Origin of the sequence: Dietzia lutea (genome assembly GCF_003096075.1) — a bacterium.
Lineage (GTDB): Bacteria > Actinomycetota > Actinomycetes > Mycobacteriales > Mycobacteriaceae > Dietzia > Dietzia lutea.
In genome coordinates this window covers 1,121,975-1,137,352 of the sequence record NZ_CP015449.1, presented here as the reverse complement: position 1 = coordinate 1,137,352, position 15,378 = coordinate 1,121,975, and the positions used below count along the sequence as shown (strand labels likewise).

The 15,378-nt window shown below is 73.3% G+C and carries 18 protein-coding genes; 8 read left to right on the top strand and 10 right to left on the bottom strand.

Annotated elements, in window-relative coordinates:
* Window positions 1–66: 66 nt before the first annotated feature.
* Genes A6035_RS05140 through A6035_RS05125 form a run of 4 tightly spaced genes read right to left on the bottom strand, consistent with a single transcriptional unit; the run spans window position 67 to window position 4,500 of the window.
* Entirely contained in the window at window positions 67–1,335 is a 1,269-nt protein-coding gene (locus A6035_RS05140; RefSeq protein ID WP_108846893.1) for an MFS transporter, read from the bottom strand.
* Window positions 1,332–2,222: a TIGR02569 family protein gene (locus tag A6035_RS05135; RefSeq protein WP_244192542.1), complete on the bottom strand. Its 891-nt coding sequence runs from the start codon at window positions 2,220–2,222 to the stop codon at window positions 1,332–1,334. Before A6035_RS05135 ends, A6035_RS05140 begins: the two co-directional genes overlap by 4 nt.
* 26 nt (window positions 2,223–2,248) lie before the next feature.
* Window positions 2,249–3,493 carry a ThiF family adenylyltransferase gene (locus A6035_RS05130; RefSeq protein WP_108849089.1) on the bottom strand — a complete coding sequence of 415 codons (1,245 nt, stop codon included), beginning with the start codon at window positions 3,491–3,493 and terminating at the stop codon, window positions 2,249–2,251.
* The gene (locus A6035_RS05125; protein WP_108846892.1) at window positions 3,490–4,500 is read right to left on the bottom strand and encodes a DUF3152 domain-containing protein; all 1,011 of its coding nucleotides are present in this window, start codon (window positions 4,498–4,500) and stop codon (window positions 3,490–3,492) included. The genes A6035_RS05130 and A6035_RS05125 overlap by 4 nt, the downstream gene beginning before the upstream one ends.
* Before the next feature lie 161 nt (window positions 4,501–4,661).
* On the opposite strand from A6035_RS05125, the gene A6035_RS05120 reads away from it, so the two are divergent.
* The gene (locus tag A6035_RS05120) at window positions 4,662–5,321 is read left to right on the top strand and encodes a TetR/AcrR family transcriptional regulator (RefSeq protein WP_108846891.1); all 660 of its coding nucleotides are present in this window, start codon (window positions 4,662–4,664) and stop codon (window positions 5,319–5,321) included.
* 66 nt (window positions 5,322–5,387) lie between these two features.
* On the opposite strand, the gene A6035_RS05115 is transcribed toward A6035_RS05120, so the two are convergent.
* Window positions 5,388–5,615 carry a DUF3107 domain-containing protein gene (locus A6035_RS05115; protein WP_108846890.1) on the bottom strand — a complete coding sequence of 76 codons (228 nt, stop codon included), beginning with the start codon at window positions 5,613–5,615 and terminating at the stop codon, window positions 5,388–5,390.
* Window positions 5,616–5,901: 286 nt separating this feature from the next.
* On the opposite strand from A6035_RS05115, the gene A6035_RS05110 reads away from it, so the two are divergent.
* On the top strand, window positions 5,902–7,446 hold the full coding sequence (locus A6035_RS05110) for a DEAD/DEAH box helicase (RefSeq protein WP_108846889.1): 1,545 nt from the start codon (window positions 5,902–5,904) through the stop codon (window positions 7,444–7,446).
* Between the two features lie 28 nt (window positions 7,447–7,474).
* Window positions 7,475–8,818, top strand: coding sequence for an Rv3212 family protein (locus A6035_RS05105; RefSeq protein WP_244192541.1), 1,344 nt, complete (start codon window positions 7,475–7,477; stop codon window positions 8,816–8,818).
* Between the two features lie 25 nt (window positions 8,819–8,843).
* On the opposite strand, the gene A6035_RS05100 is transcribed toward A6035_RS05105, so the two are convergent.
* Window positions 8,844–9,272 (bottom strand): hypothetical protein, encoded by a 429-nt coding sequence (locus A6035_RS05100; protein ID WP_108846888.1) that lies wholly within the window; start codon window positions 9,270–9,272, stop codon window positions 8,844–8,846.
* Between the two features lie 388 nt (window positions 9,273–9,660).
* On the opposite strand from A6035_RS05100, the gene A6035_RS05095 reads away from it, so the two are divergent.
* Window positions 9,661–9,909 carry a WhiB family transcriptional regulator gene (locus tag A6035_RS05095; RefSeq protein WP_007630625.1) on the top strand — a complete coding sequence of 83 codons (249 nt, stop codon included), beginning with the start codon at window positions 9,661–9,663 and terminating at the stop codon, window positions 9,907–9,909.
* A gap of 77 nt (window positions 9,910–9,986) precedes the next feature.
* Here A6035_RS05095 and A6035_RS05090 read toward each other — a convergent pair whose 3' ends face one another.
* A complete protein-coding gene (locus A6035_RS05090) occupies window positions 9,987–10,202 on the bottom strand; it encodes a biotin/lipoyl-binding carrier protein (RefSeq protein WP_108846887.1) in 216 nt (71 codons plus the stop codon).
* A 105-nt stretch (window positions 10,203–10,307) separates the two neighbouring features.
* Between A6035_RS05090 and A6035_RS19425 the strand changes: the two genes are divergently transcribed.
* Window positions 10,308–10,382, top strand: coding sequence for a 50S ribosomal protein bL37 (locus tag A6035_RS19425; protein ID WP_370650909.1), 75 nt, complete (start codon window positions 10,308–10,310; stop codon window positions 10,380–10,382).
* Between the two features lie 96 nt (window positions 10,383–10,478).
* Here A6035_RS19425 and A6035_RS05085 read toward each other — a convergent pair whose 3' ends face one another.
* Window positions 10,479–10,805, bottom strand: a complete 327-nt coding sequence (locus A6035_RS05085; RefSeq protein WP_108846886.1) for a zf-HC2 domain-containing protein — start codon at window positions 10,803–10,805, stop codon at window positions 10,479–10,481.
* Window positions 10,805–11,482, bottom strand: a complete 678-nt coding sequence (locus tag A6035_RS05080; RefSeq protein ID WP_108846885.1) for a sigma-70 family RNA polymerase sigma factor — start codon at window positions 11,480–11,482, stop codon at window positions 10,805–10,807. The genes A6035_RS05085 and A6035_RS05080 overlap by 1 nt, the downstream gene beginning before the upstream one ends.
* A gap of 105 nt (window positions 11,483–11,587) precedes the next feature.
* On the opposite strand from A6035_RS05080, the gene A6035_RS05075 reads away from it, so the two are divergent.
* Complete coding sequence (locus A6035_RS05075) at window positions 11,588–12,145, top strand: aminoacyl-tRNA deacylase (protein WP_108846884.1); 558 nt, start codon at window positions 11,588–11,590, stop codon at window positions 12,143–12,145.
* Here A6035_RS05075 and A6035_RS05070 read toward each other — a convergent pair.
* Window positions 12,142–12,945 (bottom strand): SOS response-associated peptidase, encoded by an 804-nt coding sequence (locus A6035_RS05070; RefSeq protein ID WP_108846883.1) that lies wholly within the window; start codon window positions 12,943–12,945, stop codon window positions 12,142–12,144. The two genes, A6035_RS05075 and A6035_RS05070, sit on opposite strands and share 4 nt — an antisense overlap.
* A gap of 40 nt (window positions 12,946–12,985) precedes the next feature.
* Between A6035_RS05070 and aroA the strand changes: the two genes are divergently transcribed.
* Both aroA and rsgA read left to right on the top strand, forming a co-directional pair.
* Window positions 12,986–14,305 (top strand): 3-phosphoshikimate 1-carboxyvinyltransferase, encoded by a 1,320-nt coding sequence (aroA, locus tag A6035_RS05065; protein WP_108846882.1) that lies wholly within the window; start codon window positions 12,986–12,988, stop codon window positions 14,303–14,305.
* 9 nt (window positions 14,306–14,314) lie between these two features.
* Entirely contained in the window at window positions 14,315–15,364 is a 1,050-nt protein-coding gene (gene rsgA / locus A6035_RS05060; protein ID WP_108846881.1) for a ribosome small subunit-dependent GTPase A, read from the top strand.
* Window positions 15,365–15,378 lie beyond the last annotated feature (14 nt).

The window sequence follows — 15,378 nt, the reverse complement described above, 5'->3', positions numbered from 1 at the left end:
TGAGACCACACCACTCCGACACCGCACCCCCGCCCGGAGTGACCGGCCGGGTGGGACGGCCGACCGTCAGCGGAGGGTGTCCTCGAGCATGTTCGGCCGGCACGCGGTCCGTGACACGATCAGCATGAGGAGCAGCACCACGGTGAGGAACGCCAGGCCGGACGCCAGCCCGGGGCCGTCGAGCAGCATCCCGAACACGATGGGACCGAGGCACGCGGCCGTGTACCCGACGCCCTGCGAGAAGCCGGACAGCGCGGCCGAGCCGGCCTGCGTGCGGGTGCGGAGGTTGATCAGGGTCAGGCAGAGCGGGAACGTGCTGGGCCCCACGCCGAGCAGGCAGATCCACAGCCACGGGGCGAGGTCGGGCGCCCAGAGCAGGCCGGCGAAGGCCCCCAGGTAGGACACGACGGAGACGACGACGACGGCGTACGGGTCCTCGAACCGGCCCGCGATGTAGGGGACGGCCAGGGCGGCGACGAGTCCGATCGCCGAGTACACCGCCAGGGCGAGGCCGCCCTCCGCGCGCGTCATGCCGATCGATTCCGCCACGGCCGGGAGCCACGTGAAGAACGCGTAGGTGCACAGGGAGTTCGTGCCGAAGAACAGGGCGAGCGCCACGCCGACGGGCGAGCGCCACGGGCGGATGCGGCGGGCCGGCGCGGCCGCGGTCGGCGTGCCGGCTGCGGGCCGCGGGGCGTCGGTCGGGGTGCCGGCGGCGGGCCGCGGGGCGTCGGTCGGCGTGCCCGGGCGCAGGATCTCGACGACCCACGGCACGGTCGCGACGACCGCCAGCACCGCCCACCAGCCGATGGAGACCCGCCACCCGGCGGCCTCCTCGACGGGCACGGCCACGAGCGCCGGCACCACGGTGCCCAGCTGCAGGCCGGTGATGTAGGCCATGCTCACGGCGGCCACGTGCCTCGGGAAGTACTTCTTGACCAGGGGCGGGGCCACGACGTTGCCGATGCCCATCCCGGCCAGGGCCACGAGAGACCCCGCGCCCATCAGCCACGGGTCGTGCGCGAGGGCCCGGATCACCTGCCCCACCGCGGCGGCGATCATCGCCAGCACGGTGAGCAGTTCGAGGCCCACCCGCCTGAGGACCATCGGCGTGAGCACTCCCCAGACGGCGAACATCAGGGTGGGGATCATGCCGAGCAGGCCCATGCCGGCGGCGCCGAGGCCGATCTCGGCGTCGATCACCCCGAGCAGGGGGCTGAGCGAGGTGACGGCGGTGCGCAGGTTCAGTGAGACGAGGACGACGCCGACGAACGCGACGAGAGGGAACGTGACGGCGTCACGGCGGGATCCCGCCCGCGGTGAGCGGGTGTTCACGCGGCGGTGTCCGCGACGAGCTCGCCGACCTGCCGGGCCATGGCCTGGAGCCCGTCCATCGCCGCGGGCTTGGATCCCGGGTGCAACGCGTGCACCGCGAGGCGGAAGACCGCCGCGCGCAGCACCATCTGGGGCCAGTGCTCGAGGTGCCGCCAGCGGGTGAGGACGCCGGCGTCGACCGTGCCCCAGGACAGGTGGTCCACGGCGACGACCGCCGCCGACCACGAGGCCGGCCGCGCGTAGGGCACGACGTCGGACAGCGCCGGCTCGGCGGAGGCGTCGAAGAGCAGGCCCCGGGCGAGGTCACCGTGCACGACGCCCGCACCGGTGCCCGCGACCGGGCGGCGGTGCCGGATGAGCCCGGTGGCGCCGAGCAGGGCGGCCGCGCGGTGGGTGGCGAACGGGGTGCCCCGGTCCTCCATCCCGGGGGCCAGATCGTGTTCGGGATCGCCGTCCCAGGCGGCGGCCTCGGCGAACGAGAACAGGTCGGTCTCGGACCACGGTCGCGTGGCTGGCCGACGGACCAGTCGGGGTCGCTCGACCTGGGTGAGGGCGGCGTTGATCCTGGCCGACCACGCGATGGTCTCGTCCGCACGCGCCTCGGGTCGACCGGACACGGCCCGGTCGGCGCGCCACCCGCTGACGACGTGCCGACCGTCGCGGGACCGCACCGGCAACGAGACACGCAGTCCGGTGAGGTCGAGCTCCTCCCGCACCCGGGCGGACCAGTTGGCCAGTGCCGTGTCCGCGACGGGGCGCAACACCACGGCGCCGCCCGGCGCGGGGACCAGCCAGCCCGTGCCGGAACCGGCGACCACGGGGGAGGCCGTGCCCTCCGCCACGCCGAAGGCGCCGCGGACGTGCTCGGGGACGGTCACGTCGTTCACGTCGACCACGGTACCCACCCCGAAAGTCAATACCCGGGCAGGGACGGGTCCACGTCGCGTGTCCACGCGTCGATGCCGCCCGCGAGCGACCGGACGCCGGGGAAACCGGCGGCGGACAGCGTCGCCGCGGCGCGCGCTGACCGGACCCCGGACTTGCAGTACACGACCAGCGGACCGCGCTCGGCCGCCCGGCCGAGGACGCCCGTCGGGTCACCGGCGACCTCGGCGACCGAGTCCAGTGGCACCCACACCGACGGGTCGATCCTCGCGATCGACCTCTCGCCGGCACCGCGGACGTCCACCAGCACCGGTGCCGCCGCGTCGGGCCCGGGCGACCCGGTCGGTCCCGACCCGGCCAGCTCCGCCGCGAGGTCGGTCGCGGACACGGTCGGCACCCCCGACAGCCCGGGATCCGGGACCTCGCAGGAGACGTCCCCGGCGCCGTCCGGCAGCTCGGTGACCGGCTCGCGCGACGGGTCCGGGCGCACCGTCACCGTCCGGTTGGTGGACTCGAGCAGGTCCATGAGGACGAGGCGGCCGAGCAGGGGCCGCCCGGCACCGGTGACGAGCTTGACGGCCTCCATCGCCATCATCGACCCGACCGTGCCGCACAGGGCGCCCACGACCCCGGCCTCGGCGCAGCTGGGCACCGAGCCCGCGGGCGGCGGCGCGGGATACAGGTCCCGCAGGGTCACCGCCTCGGCCGGTGCGGGCGGGCGGGACCAGAACACGGCCAGCTGTGCCCGGAACCGGTCGATCGTCCCCCAGATGAGCGGGATCCCGGCGATCTCGCACGCGTCGGAGACCAGGTACCGAGTCGCGAAGTTGTCGCTGCCGTCGATCACCAGGTGGTGTCCCTCGAGCAGGGACCCGATGTTCAGCGCGTCCAGCCTGGCGTGCACCGCGTCGACCCGGACGCCGGGCGCCAGCTCGGCCAGCCGGTCCCGGGCCGAGTCCACCTTCGGCCGGCCGACCGCCCCCACGGAGTGGATCACCTGCCGGTGCAGGTTGCCGAGGTCCACCTCGTCGTCGTCGACGACCGTGATCCGCCCGACGCCGGCTGCGGCGAGGTACATGAGCACCGGCGCGCCCAGGCCACCCGCGCCCACGACGAACACCGACGCGGCGCGCAGGCGCCGCTGCCCCTCGTCGCCGATAGCCCCGAGCAACAGGTGCCGCGAGTACCGCGCCCGCTCCTCCGCGCTCAGCTCGGGCACCGGGTCCACCAGCGGCGGCAGCGACCGGTCCGCCGACCCTCCCACGGCGCTCATCGCGCCACCGGCGCGCCGTCGGGGAACGGCCACGCGTTGTACCGGCACGTGTCGTCGTTGTCCGGGACCACGCCCTCGGGATCCAACCGGTGGATCTCCCTGTTGTTCACCCCGAACGTCTGCTGCATCATGATCGGCGCCAGCGCGCCGTCCGCGGGGCACGGCTCGTGCGCCGGGAAGCCGATCGCGTGGCCGACCTCGTGATTGACGAGGTACTGCCGGTAGGAGCCGATGTCGCCCTCGAAGGACCGCGCGCCCCGCACCCAGCGCGCGAGGTTGAGGTACACACGCCCCGTGGCCGAGTTGTAACAACTCGCCTCGAGCTCGATGTCGTACCCGCAGTTCTCGCGGACGGTCATAGGGCTGGTCAGCGAGACGCGGAACGCGGGCTCGCCACGGGTGATGCGCTGGAAGGCGACGGCCCCGTCGGCCGTCCAGCTCTTGGGGTTGGCCAGGGTGGCGTCGATCATGCGGGCGACCGAGTCGTCCCCGCCGAAATCGACCGTGTCGATCCCGTTCTCGACCTCCACCGTGTAGGTGAACTGCTCCGCCGTCGGCCGCCCCACCGGGTCGGTCCCGCCGGGCACCAGCCGGAAGTCCCCACCGGCGGCCTCGACGAACGGGCCGCCCTCGGGCAGCTCGCCGCTGGGCGGCACCTCGCCGGCCGCGGGCGCCCCGACGACCGCCGGCGTCTCCTGCGCCCGCACGGCCCCGTCGTCCGGCCGTGCGTCCGGCGAGACGACGGCGTCGGCGATCACGAGCGCGGTGAGCACCACGAGCACCGGGATCGCGTACGCGCGCCAGCCCCACGTGGCGAAGAACCGCCCGACCGGCGTCTGCTTGCGCAGATGGTCCCGGGAACCGGGCACCGACCGGCGACGGCCCGGGGTCGACTCCTCCGGGTCCCACGGCGCGCGCAGTGGCTCACAATGCGGCGGATAGTACGGTGCCCGCTGACGCGCACCGGGTTCCGCACCGGCCGGCGTCCGACGACGGCCGTCGCTCATCCGTACACCTCCACGTCCGCTGACGATCGGCCGCTGCCGATCACGGTCTCCACGATCCCACATACCGGGTGAGGCGCGTCCCGCCGCACTCCACAGGGGCAGGTATTGTCCGTCTGGCCCGGCCGCTGTCGACTCTCGCCCGGGCGGACAGGAGCCACCAGATGACGAGCCCGGACGGACCGGTCCCGGCCGCCCCGGGCCGCGCCCGAGCGGCCCGGCTCCCCCGCGGCGCGCGGCGCAGCCAACTGATCGACGCGGCCGGCACGGTGTTCGTCGAGCAGGGCTTCCACGCCTCCGGGATGGACGACATCGCCGTCCTCGCCGGGGTGTCCAAGCCGGTGCTGTACCAACACTTCGACTCCAAGCGCGACCTGTACATCGAGGTCCTCCGCCACCACGTGGACGCCCTGCTCGGCCGAATCCGGGCCGCGCTCGACTCGACCTCCGACAACCGCCGCCGCGTCGAGGCGGCCGTCGACACGTTCTTCGCCTACGCCGACAACGACACCCGGGGCTTCCGACTGGTCTTCTACTCGGAGTCCGGGGACGAGGACGTCCGCCGCGAACTCGACCGGGCGACCGAGGGGTGCATCGACGCGGTGCACGACCTGGTGCGGGGGGACTCCGGCCTCGACGTGCACCGGTCGCGCCTGCTCGCCGTCGGACTGGTCGGGGCCAGCCGGGTCAGCGCCGGCCACTGGCTCGACGCCGGTCGACCGATCCCCCGCGAGGACGCGGTCTCGACAACGGTCACCCTGTGCTGGGGCGGCCTGTCGAAGATCCCGCGTCACGCCGGTGACCGGCCCACGCCCGGGGCCTGACCCCGGGCCGCGCGCGGTCCGCCCGCCCGGGAGCGCGGACGCTCGGCGGACGGGCGGCGGCCGGCGTCAGGACAGGAAGCCCACCGGTCGCCGGGCGGACTCGCCGATCTCCACATACGCCACCCGGTCGGTCGACACGAGGTAGCGACGGCCCTTCTCGTCCTCGAGCTCGAGGATTCCCTTGGCGTCCGCGGTCAGGGCCGCCTCGACGCGCGTGTGCACGTCGTCGGGCTCCATCCCGGTCTTGAACACGAGCTCACGGTTGCTGTCGGCGATGCCGATCTTGACCTCCACGGTGCCTGCCCTTCTCGTCGTAGGCGCATGTCACGCCGTCATCGATGATGCGTGCGACCCAGGCTAGCCCGAGCCCCGCCCGGGGCGGCGGTACGGGATAGGATGGGCGCACGTGGACCACTCTCCGCGCCCGGCCACACCGGCGTCGGGTACGGCGGGTCCCGTGGAAATGTGCGCGCGCCCCGCTCGCGAGGCCGAACTCCGACGGCCCGACACCATCCGCGCGCGAGACGAGAAAGGCACCGCCCTGTCCACCACAGATGTCACCACAGAAGACGTAGACGGCATGGCCACGACGACCGCGGTCGTCGACGCCCCGTCCTCCGACTCCTCCCCCAGCTTCGCCGAGCTCGGCGTCCGACCCGAGATCGTCACCGCCCTCGCCGAGCGCGGGATCACCCACACGTTCGCGATCCAGGAACTCACCCTGCCGCTCGCCCTGGCCGGCTCGGACCTCATCGGTCAGGCCCGCACCGGAATGGGCAAGACCTACGGGTTCGGCGTCCCGCTCCTGCACCGCATCTCCACCGGCGAGGCGACCCGTGAGCTCGACGGCACCCCCCGCGCACTGGTGATCGTCCCCACCCGCGAGCTGTGCCTCCAGGTCACCCAGGACCTCAAGATCGCCGCCACCGGGCTCACCGCGCCCACCGACTCGGGCACCCGACCGCTCAAGGTCCTCGCGATCTACGGCGGCACCCCGTACGAGCAGCAGACGGAGGCGCTCGAGAAGGGCGTCGACGTGGTCGTGGGCACCCCCGGGCGCCTGCTCGACCTGGCCAACCAGTCCAAGCTCGTGCTCGGCAAGGTCGAGGCCCTGGTCCTCGACGAGGCCGACGAGATGCTCGATCTGGGCTTCCTGCCGGACATCGAGAAGCTGCTGCGCATGGTGCCCGAGAAGCGGCAGACCATGCTCTTCTCCGCCACCATGCCGGGGCCGATCATCACCCTGGCCCGCACGTTCCTCACCAAGCCCACGCACATCCGCGCCGAGGCCGCCGACTCCGGGGCGACCCACGAGAACACCTCCCAGCACGTCTACCGGGCCCATTCGCTGGACAAGCCCGAGGTCGTGGCGCGCATCCTGCAGGCCGACGGCCGCGGGGCCACCATGATCTTCTGCCGCACCAAGCGCACCGCCCAGAAGCTCGCCGACGACCTCGCCGAGCGGGGCTTCCGCGTGGGCGCGATCCACGGCGACCTCGGCCAGGGCGCGCGCGAGAAGTCGCTCAAGGCGTTCCGCTCCGGTGACGTCGACGTTCTCGTCGCCACCGATGTCGCGGCCCGCGGCATCGACGTCGACGACGTCACCCACGTCATCAACTACCAGTGCCCCGAGGACGAGAAGACCTACGTCCACCGCATCGGCCGCACCGGACGCGCCGGACGCACGGGCGTCGCGGTCACGCTCGTCGACTGGGACGACCTGCCCCGCTGGGGCCTGATCGACAAGGCCCTCGGGCTCGACTTCGGCGAGCCCGCCGAGACCTACTCCACCTCCCCCCACCTGCGGAGCGACCTCGGGATCCCCGAGAGCGCCGGAGGGCGGATCGGCGCCCCCACCGGCACCGGGTCAGACCGCCGCACCGACGACCGTGGCACGCGGGGGTCCGGCCGCGACTCGGGCTCCGGATCGCGACCGGCGCGCCGGCGCACCCGCGGCGGCAGGGCCGGAGAGAACGGGCCCTCGACGTCCGCCCCCGCCACCGACTCCCCCACCGCATCCGGTGACGCGGACTCCCCCGCCCCCTCGGGGGACGCCCCCGCGCGGCGCCGCCGTCGCCGTCGCCGGCCCTCGTCGTCGTCGCCCGATCAGGCCGGCCGGGACTGACCCGCCGTCCGCACCACGTAGGCCACACGTGCGCGCATCCGACGACGCCCCCGCCGGCCGCCGCCGGCAACGCCGGGGCGTGCCCCCCGAACGCCGGACCCGGCGCGACCTGGTCACCGCGGCCGCCATCACCGTCGTCATGGCGGTGGCGGCCGGGGTCGTCCTCCTCACCGGGAGCGCCGCCCGCTCGGACTTCTCCGCCGCCGACGCCGGACAGCCCGTCTACGGACCCGCCACCGCGCCACCCACCTCGCTCCAGGCCCTGTGGTCGCACCCGTCGGCGGATTCGGGCGCGCCCCTGACCACCAAGGGCAACCTCGTCACCGTCACCGACGACGGCACGCTCGTCGGCCGGGACGCCGGTTCGGGCGAGCAGACGTGGTCCTACTCCCACGCCGGGCCCCTCTGCGCGGCGACGTTCTACGCCGACATCCTCGCCGCCGCCTTCGACGGCGCGGCCGGGTGCAGCGACGTCACCGCACTCGACCCGACCACCCAGCAGTACAGCAGCACCCGCCAGAGCGCCTTCCCCGACACCATGCAGCTCACCTCGACCTGGCGGCACGCGCTCGCGTCCAGCCCCGAACGGCTCGAGATCTGGCGCGACGACCTCGTCCGCACGGTCGAGTACGGGGCCGTCGAGGCGCCACAGGAGGCGGGCATGCAGCCGCGCACCGGCTGCGCCCTCGGGACCGCCGACCTCACCGACGAGCGCTTCGCCGTCGCCGAACGCTGCCCCGGCGACGACTCCGCCCGGCTGACCCTGTCCGAGACGGTGCCCGAGGACAGTCGCAAGCCCGAGGAGATCGCCTCCGACACCACGGGCGCCGACGGGCTGTGGATCATCGACGTCAGCGACGACGGCGTCCTCGCCCTGACGGATCGGGGCGGCGACTGGGCGGTCGAGTGGTTCACCGCCCCCCGCGACTACGCCCCGGTCCTGCCGCTGCCCGCCGAGCCCGCCGTCAAGCCCGACCCGCGGACCGTGGCCGGCGACGACGCGCAGGCGCGCTGGTTCGACGGCACCGCCACGCACGCCTTCTCCGCCGTCACCGGCGCGCACTCCTGGACGGCCCCGGCGACCACCGGGCCCGGCCTGACCGGAGGCTGGTCCCCCGACCCCGATGTGGCCACCGCCCGCGACTGGGTCCTGGTGCCCGTCGCCGGTGGCTTCCGCCTCCTCGAGCACGGCACAGGAGCCGGGACCCGGCAGGTGCCCGTCGCGCCCGGCGAGGGCGCCGGCGAGGAACTCTCTACCGGGGGCGGCGCCTCTACCGGCGGCGGGGAGGACGTGACCGGCCTGTCCCAGATCGGCGACATCCTCTACGAACGCCGGGGCGGCGCGATCCACGCCTACAAGATGCTGGCCTGACGCCGGCCGGGTCGCTCCGGGAGGGTCACACGGCGTACCACTCGACCGCGTCGCGCCGGAAGAGCGACACCAGCGCCGTCGCGCACACCACCGCCAGGACGACGCCGGCGAGGTACTGACCCGACCCCACCCCGACGTACCAGGCGACGAACAGCAGCAGGAGCTCGGCGATCACGACGAGCCCACGGCCCCATCGCCGACCGCGGAGCAACCCGATCCCGGCGGCCAACAACCCGCCGCCGAGAATCGCGAACCACACCGCGGTCCCATAGCCGCTGATGACGACGGTCTCCTCGCGGTGCCCGCCCAACGCCCTGACGAACAGCATCACGGCCACTCCCACACCGATCAGTCCCTGGGCCGAGGAGATCCAACCGGCGAGGCGGACCGGCGTGGGGATCGCCGTGCGGGGATCGGCCGGAACACCACGGTCATCTGGTCGTCTCACGTTCACCTCTCCAGACTAAGCGGGTCCCGCCACGCCACCGAAACCTTCGGTCGGACTGTGGTCCAGTTACGTCATAACAGCCTCTGGTGTGCGGTTTTCCGCCGATTTGACAAGCCGCGTGACCTTTACCACATAGGCACTCAAACGTATTGACTTGTCATGAATTCGTGGGACGATCATTTGTAACAGCGCAGACACGCCGTGTTTGCCTCACCTTAACCGGGAGCCTCTCCGACAGGAGCGAGCCCGCGGAGCGGGTACAGATCCCCCAGCACCCAGCCGGGTGTCATCGATCACGCACGTACGCCAGTGGATTCTACATGTCCACGAGCGGACGGCGGTTGTTCGTGCTGCCCGGCGCACCCGATCACGGTCTCACATCAAAGGAGTTCCCATGGACTGGCGCCACAAGGCCATCTGCCGCGACGAGGATCCCGAGCTGTTCTTCCCCGTCGGCAATTCCGGGCCCGCCCTCGCGCAGATCGCCGAGGCGAAGATCGTCTGCAACCGCTGCCCCGTCACCGCCGAGTGCCTGTCCTGGGCCCTCGAGTCCGGCCAGGACGCCGGCGTCTGGGGTGGCATGAGCGAGGACGAGCGTCGCGCCCTCAAGCGTCGCCGCGCCCGCACCCGCACCGCCGTCTGACACGGACCACATACGCCGAAGGCCGGCCCCTCCCCCACGGGAACGGGCCGGCCTTCGGAGTGAGGGCATCAGACCCGTCAGTCGATGACCGCGATGAGGTCACCCGCCTGGATGACGTCCCCCGGGTTCACCGCCACCTCGGTCACGGTGCCGGAGGTCTCACACAGCACCGGGATCTCCATCTTCATCGACTCGAGGAGCACGATCGTGTCGCCCTCGGCGACCTCGGTGCCGACCGCCGCGACGACCTCCATGACGTTCGCGACCATCTCGGCACGGACCTGTTCAGCCATACGGATTGTTCCTCTACTTCCTCGACAACGGCCCCCCGGACACCTCCAATGCAACCACACGGGCCCGCGCATGGAAGACTTGTACACCGACGAAAGGAGGCGACCATGGGCAAGCGTGGCCGCAAGAGGCGGGATCGCCGCAAGAAGAACGCCAACCACGGCAAGCGTCCGAACAGCTGAGTTCAGGAACGCGCGAACGACGAAGGGGCGGGCACCGAACAGGTGCCCGCCCCTTCGTCTGTGTCCGCGCGGCCGTGACGTCGACCGCCCGGCCTGTCAGGTGAGGTCGCGCCGCTCCACCGTCGTGCGCCGGTGCACGACGGTCGTACCGTCGACGTCCGTCGTGGTCACCGTCGTGCGCCGGATCTCCACCATGAGACGCTCCCGCAGGCCCGACGGCGCCTTCTCGCAACACGAGCTCGAGAGCTTTGCCTTGAGACGACGCTCCGACAGGAACATCTCCCGGCAGTCCGGGCAGCCGGCGAGATGATGCTCGAGGCGCGAACGGCAGGCGTCATCGCACTCGAGGTCCACGAGCAGTGAGAGGTCGCGCATCGCGGCGCGACAGTCGATCTCGTCGAGGCGCGGATCGTGCTCCTTCATCACTTCGCCCCCTCCTCACGGTCACGCCCGAAGCCGCGATCGGCGGCCACATCGCGCAGGAGCTCCCGCAGCTGCTTGCGGCCGCGGTGCAGACGTGACATCACGGTCCCCAGGGGGGTGTCCATGATCTCGGCGATCTCCTTGTACGGCAGGTCCTGGACGTCGGCGTAGTAGACCGCCATACGGAACTCCTCGGGGAGCTCGGCCAGCGCCGCGCGGATCTCGTCGTCCGGCAGCAGCTCCATGGCCTCGACCTCCGCAGAACGCAGCCCCGTCGAGGTGTGCTCGGCCGCCGCGGCGAGCTGCCAGTCGGTGATCTCGTCGGTCGGGTACTGCGCGGGCTGCCGCTGCCGCTTGCGGTAGTGGTTGATGTAGGCGTTGGTGAGGATGCGGTGCATCCAGGCCCGGAAGTTCGTCCCCGGCTTGAACGAGTGGAACCCCGCGAACGCCTTGGCGTAGGCCTCCTGCACCAGGTCCTCGGCATCGGCGGGATTCCTGGTCATCCGCAAGGCGGCGCCGTACAGCTGGTCGAGCAGTGGCATGGCCAGCTCCTCGAACTGCTCGGCGCGCTGGTCGGCCTCGTCGGGCTGCAACTCGGTCGGCAACCGGAACTCCTCACCTGTCGATGTCCCGGAGTCTAACCGCACATCCGGGGCGTCGAGGACCGCGGTCCGCATCGCACCCTCCTTCCCGTCCCCGGACCATCCCGGGGCACTCGCCCAGGAACAACGCGGACCGCCGCACGCGTATTCCGGAGCGCCCGGGCACTACGCTGGCCCATCGTGGGCAGGAAGAGCGGACGCGGTGCTGCCGCGGCGGGTGGACGCGGCGGCGCCGCGGCGACCCCCGCGGTCGCCGCGCTGCGGGCCGCCGGCGTCGCCCACGAGATCCACACCTACGACACGAGCGGCGAGACCGCATACGGTGACGAGGCCGCCCGCGTGATGGGCGAGCGCCTGGGGGTGGACGCCGACCGGGTGCTCAAGACCCTCGTCCTGGCGACCGGGCGGCCGCCGGCGGGTTCCCGCGTCGCCCTGGCGGTGGCGGTGCTGCCGGTGACGTCCTCGCTCGACCTCAAGGCCGCGGCCGCCGCGCTCGGGTGCGGCAGGGCCACGCTCGCGCCGGTCGACGTCGCCGAGAAGACCACGGGCTACGTGGTGGGTGGCGTCTCCCCCGTCGGTCAGAGGCGGCCCCTGGCCACGGTGATCGACGCCTCCGCGCTCGGTCACCGCACGGTCCTGTGCAGCGCCGGGCGGCGCGGCTGGGAGATCGAACTCGACCCCGCGGAGCTGGTCCGGCTGACCGGCGCGGTGACTGCGCCGGTCACGACGTCCCGCTAGAACAACATCCCCTCGGTGGGGTCGACGGGCCGGACGAGCTCCGGCCCCTCGTTACGGACGTTCGACACCGCCCGGGAGACCGGGCGGATCTCCACCGACTCCGCCCACTCCCCGAGATCCCCGCCCGCGCCGTCGACCAGCGCGCGCGGGTCGCCGATCACCGCGGGGTCGAGCCAGTCCGCCACCAGGTCCGGGTGGACGGCCAGCGGCATCCGGTCGTGGATCCGCCGCAGCGGGCCCAGCGCCTCGGTGGTGAGGATCGTGCACGACAACCGGGTGACGGACGGGTCGACCGGGTCGCGCCGTGCCTCCCACAGCCCGGCCATCAGCAGGCCGCGGTCGCCCGGCAGGCTCATGAAGTACGGCTGCTTGGGTCCCGCCTTGGCGCCCGGGGAGGCGGGTTCACCGGGCACCCACTCGTACCAGCCGTCCATCGGCACCACGCAGTGCCGGCGGGCGACGGCGGCGCGGAACGCCGGCTTGGAGGCCGCGGTCTCCACGCGGGCGTTGAACAGGGTGGGCAGGCGCTGGGACTCCTTGGTCCACGACGGGACCAGCCCCCACCGCATGGCCCGCAGCACCCGCCGCGGGGCGGCGGGGCCCGCGGCCTCGTCGAGGCTCTCGCGCGGCACGTCCAGCGTCAGGACCGGGACGGTCGTGGTGGGGGCGATGTTGAACCGCGGCGTGGTCGGCGCGGTGTCCGGGTGGAGGCCGACGGGTGGAGCGGACGCCTCGTCGACCGCGTCCAGTTCCAGCGCGAGCTGCGCCGGGTCCGAAGAGAGCGAGAACCGTCCACACATGCCGACATCCTCGCACCCGGATCCGCCGGAAGCGCCCGCGATGGGCGACAATGGCCGGGTGAGTCATTGGAGCGCCCCCGTCGCCGCAGCCCCCGTGGACGCCGACGTCGTAGTCCCCGGATCCAAGTCGTTGACCAACCGCGCCCTCCCCCTCGCCGCCCTGGCCGACGGCCCCTCCCGGCTGACCGGCACCCTGCGCAGCCGGGACACCGACCTCATGATCGGCGCCCTGCGGTCCGTGGGCGCCCGGGTCGAGGGCCCCGCCGGCGACCTCCACCCCGACGACACCGACCTGACCATCACGCCCGGCCCGCTGCGCGGGGGCGACGTCGAGTGCGGGCTGGCCGGGACGGTCATGCGCTTCGTCCCCCCGATCGCCGCCCTCGCCTCCGGCCCCTCGACCTTCGACGGCGACCTCGCCGCCCGGATCCGCCCGCAGTCCACGGTGCTCGACGCGCTGCGGGCCCTCGGCGCCGAGATCGACGGCGAGCGCCTGCCCTTCACCGTCTCCGGCACGGGCTCGCTGCGCGGGGGCCGCGTCGAGATGGACGCCTCCGCCTCGTCCCAGTTCGTCTCCGGCCTCCTGCTCTCGGCCGCCCGCTTCGACGAGGGCGTCGACCTCGTCCACGTGGGTGCCTCGCCCGTTCCGTCCGGACCGCACATCGAGATGACGCTGGCGATGCTCCGCGAGTCCGGCGTCACCGTCGAGCAGCCGACCCCGTCGTCATGGCGGGTCGCCCCCGGCCCGATCGCGGCCGTCGACCGGGTCCTCGAGCCCGACCTGTCCAACGCCACCCCGTTTCTGGCCGCCGCGGCGGTCACAGGCGGAACCGTCCGCGTCCCGCACTGGCCCGCCACCACGACCCAGCCCGGCGACGCCATCCGCGACATCCTGCGGGCCATGGGCGCGTCCGTGACCCTCGAGATCGCCGACGGTGCGGACCACGGCACCCTCGTCGTCGTCGGCCCCTCCCGCCTCTCTGCCGTCCACCTGGACCTGTCCGCCGTCGGCGAGCTCACACCCACCGTCGCCGCGCTGTGCGCGCTGGCCGACGGCCCGTCGCGCCTCACGGGGATCGCGCACCTTCGCGGCCACGAGACCGACCGCCTCGCCGCGCTGGCCGCCGAGCTGGGCGCCGTGGGTTGCGGCGTCACCGAGCTCGACGACGGCCTCGAGATCACCCCCGCTCCCCTGCGCGGCGCCCCGTGGCGCGCCTACGCCGACCACCGCATGGCCACCGCCGGCGCCATCGTCGGGCTGGTCGTGCCGGGCGTCGAGGTCGACGACATCGGGTGCACCTCCAAGACCCTGCCCGGCTTCACCACCATGTGGGCCGACATGCTCACCGGACGAGGCTGACGGACCACCATGCCGAGCGGACGGGGTGCGGGCGGCGCACGCGGGTGGGACGAATCCGACGTCCGGATCAGGCCCGGCAAGGGGTCACGGCCGCGCACCAAGCGCCGGCCCAGCCACGACGATGCGGCCGCCGCGATGGTCGTCGCCGTCGACCGCGGCCGGTGGGGGTGCGTGCTGCTCGACGACGGGCCCGGGCACAGCGCCGGGACCCGCGTCGTCGCCATGCGGGCGCGCGAATTGGGACGCACGCCCGTGGTGGTGGGTGACCGTGTGGGCGTGGTCGGTGACCTGTCCGGCGCGCGCGACACCCTCACCCGCATCGTGCGCGTCGAGGAACGCTCCACCGTGCTGCGTCGCACCGCCGACGACTCCGACCCCTACGAGCGGGTCGTGGTGGCCAACGCCGAACTCCTGCTCATCGTGGTCGCCGTGGCCGACCCACCGCCGCGCGCCGGCTTCGTCGCCCGTGCGCTCGTGGCCGCCTACACCGGCGGCCTGGACCCGGTCCTGTGCCTGACCAAGGGCGACCTGGACGACCCGTCCGTGTTCGCGGCCGAGTTCGCCGCCCTCGACGTGCCGGTGCTCCGGGTGGGGGTCGACGACGAGCTGGACGATCTCCACGCCGTGATCGACGGCCGGATCTCCGCGATGATCGGCCACTCCGGGGTCGGCAAATCGACGTTGGTCAACCGCCTGGTCCCGCGGGCGGACAGGGCGACCGGCGTGGTCTCCGGCGTCGGCAAGGGCCGACACACCTCCACCCAGTCGGTCGCGCTCGAACTGGCCTCCGGCGGCTGGGTGGTGGACACGCCCGGCATCCGCAGCTTCGGACTGGCGCACGTCTCGCCCGACGACGTGGTGGCCGCGTTCTCCGACCTCGACGAGATCGCGGCGGCCTGCCCGCGCGGCTGCACCCACCAGGGACCGCCGGCCGACCCCGAGTGTGCGTTCGACGCCATCGACGATCCGGCCGTGCACCGACGGGCGATGGCCGTACGCGAGCTTCTGGGAGCGCTGCAGTCCAACGACCCGTGGGCGCTGGGGCTGGACCAGGACTGAGGCGCCCGCCGCGG

Excerpts from the sequence above, each read along its gene's own strand:
- A6035_RS05130 (WP_108849089.1), bottom strand. The coding sequence starts at position 3,493 with ATGAGCGCCGTGGGAGGGTCGGCGGACCGGTCGCTGCCGCCGCTGGTG.
- A6035_RS05125 (WP_108846892.1), bottom strand. The coding sequence starts at position 4,500 with ATGAGCGACGGCCGTCGTCGGACGCCGGCCGGTGCGGAACCCGGTGCG.
- A6035_RS05120 (WP_108846891.1), top strand. The coding sequence starts at position 4,662 with ATGACGAGCCCGGACGGACCGGTCCCGGCCGCCCCGGGCCGCGCCCGA.
- A6035_RS05110 (WP_108846889.1), top strand. The coding sequence starts at position 5,902 with ATGGCCACGACGACCGCGGTCGTCGACGCCCCGTCCTCCGACTCCTCC.
- A6035_RS05095 (WP_007630625.1), top strand. The coding sequence starts at position 9,661 with ATGGACTGGCGCCACAAGGCCATCTGCCGCGACGAGGATCCCGAGCTG.
- A6035_RS05090 (WP_108846887.1), bottom strand. The coding sequence starts at position 10,202 with ATGGCTGAACAGGTCCGTGCCGAGATGGTCGCGAACGTCATGGAGGTC.
- A6035_RS05085 (WP_108846886.1), bottom strand. The coding sequence starts at position 10,805 with ATGAAGGAGCACGATCCGCGCCTCGACGAGATCGACTGTCGCGCCGCG.
- A6035_RS05080 (WP_108846885.1), bottom strand. The coding sequence starts at position 11,482 with ATGCGGACCGCGGTCCTCGACGCCCCGGATGTGCGGTTAGACTCCGGG.
- A6035_RS05070 (WP_108846883.1), bottom strand. The coding sequence starts at position 12,945 with ATGTGTGGACGGTTCTCGCTCTCTTCGGACCCGGCGCAGCTCGCGCTG.
- aroA (WP_108846882.1), top strand. The coding sequence starts at position 12,986 with ATGGGCGACAATGGCCGGGTGAGTCATTGGAGCGCCCCCGTCGCCGCA.
- rsgA (WP_108846881.1), top strand. The coding sequence starts at position 14,315 with ATGCCGAGCGGACGGGGTGCGGGCGGCGCACGCGGGTGGGACGAATCC.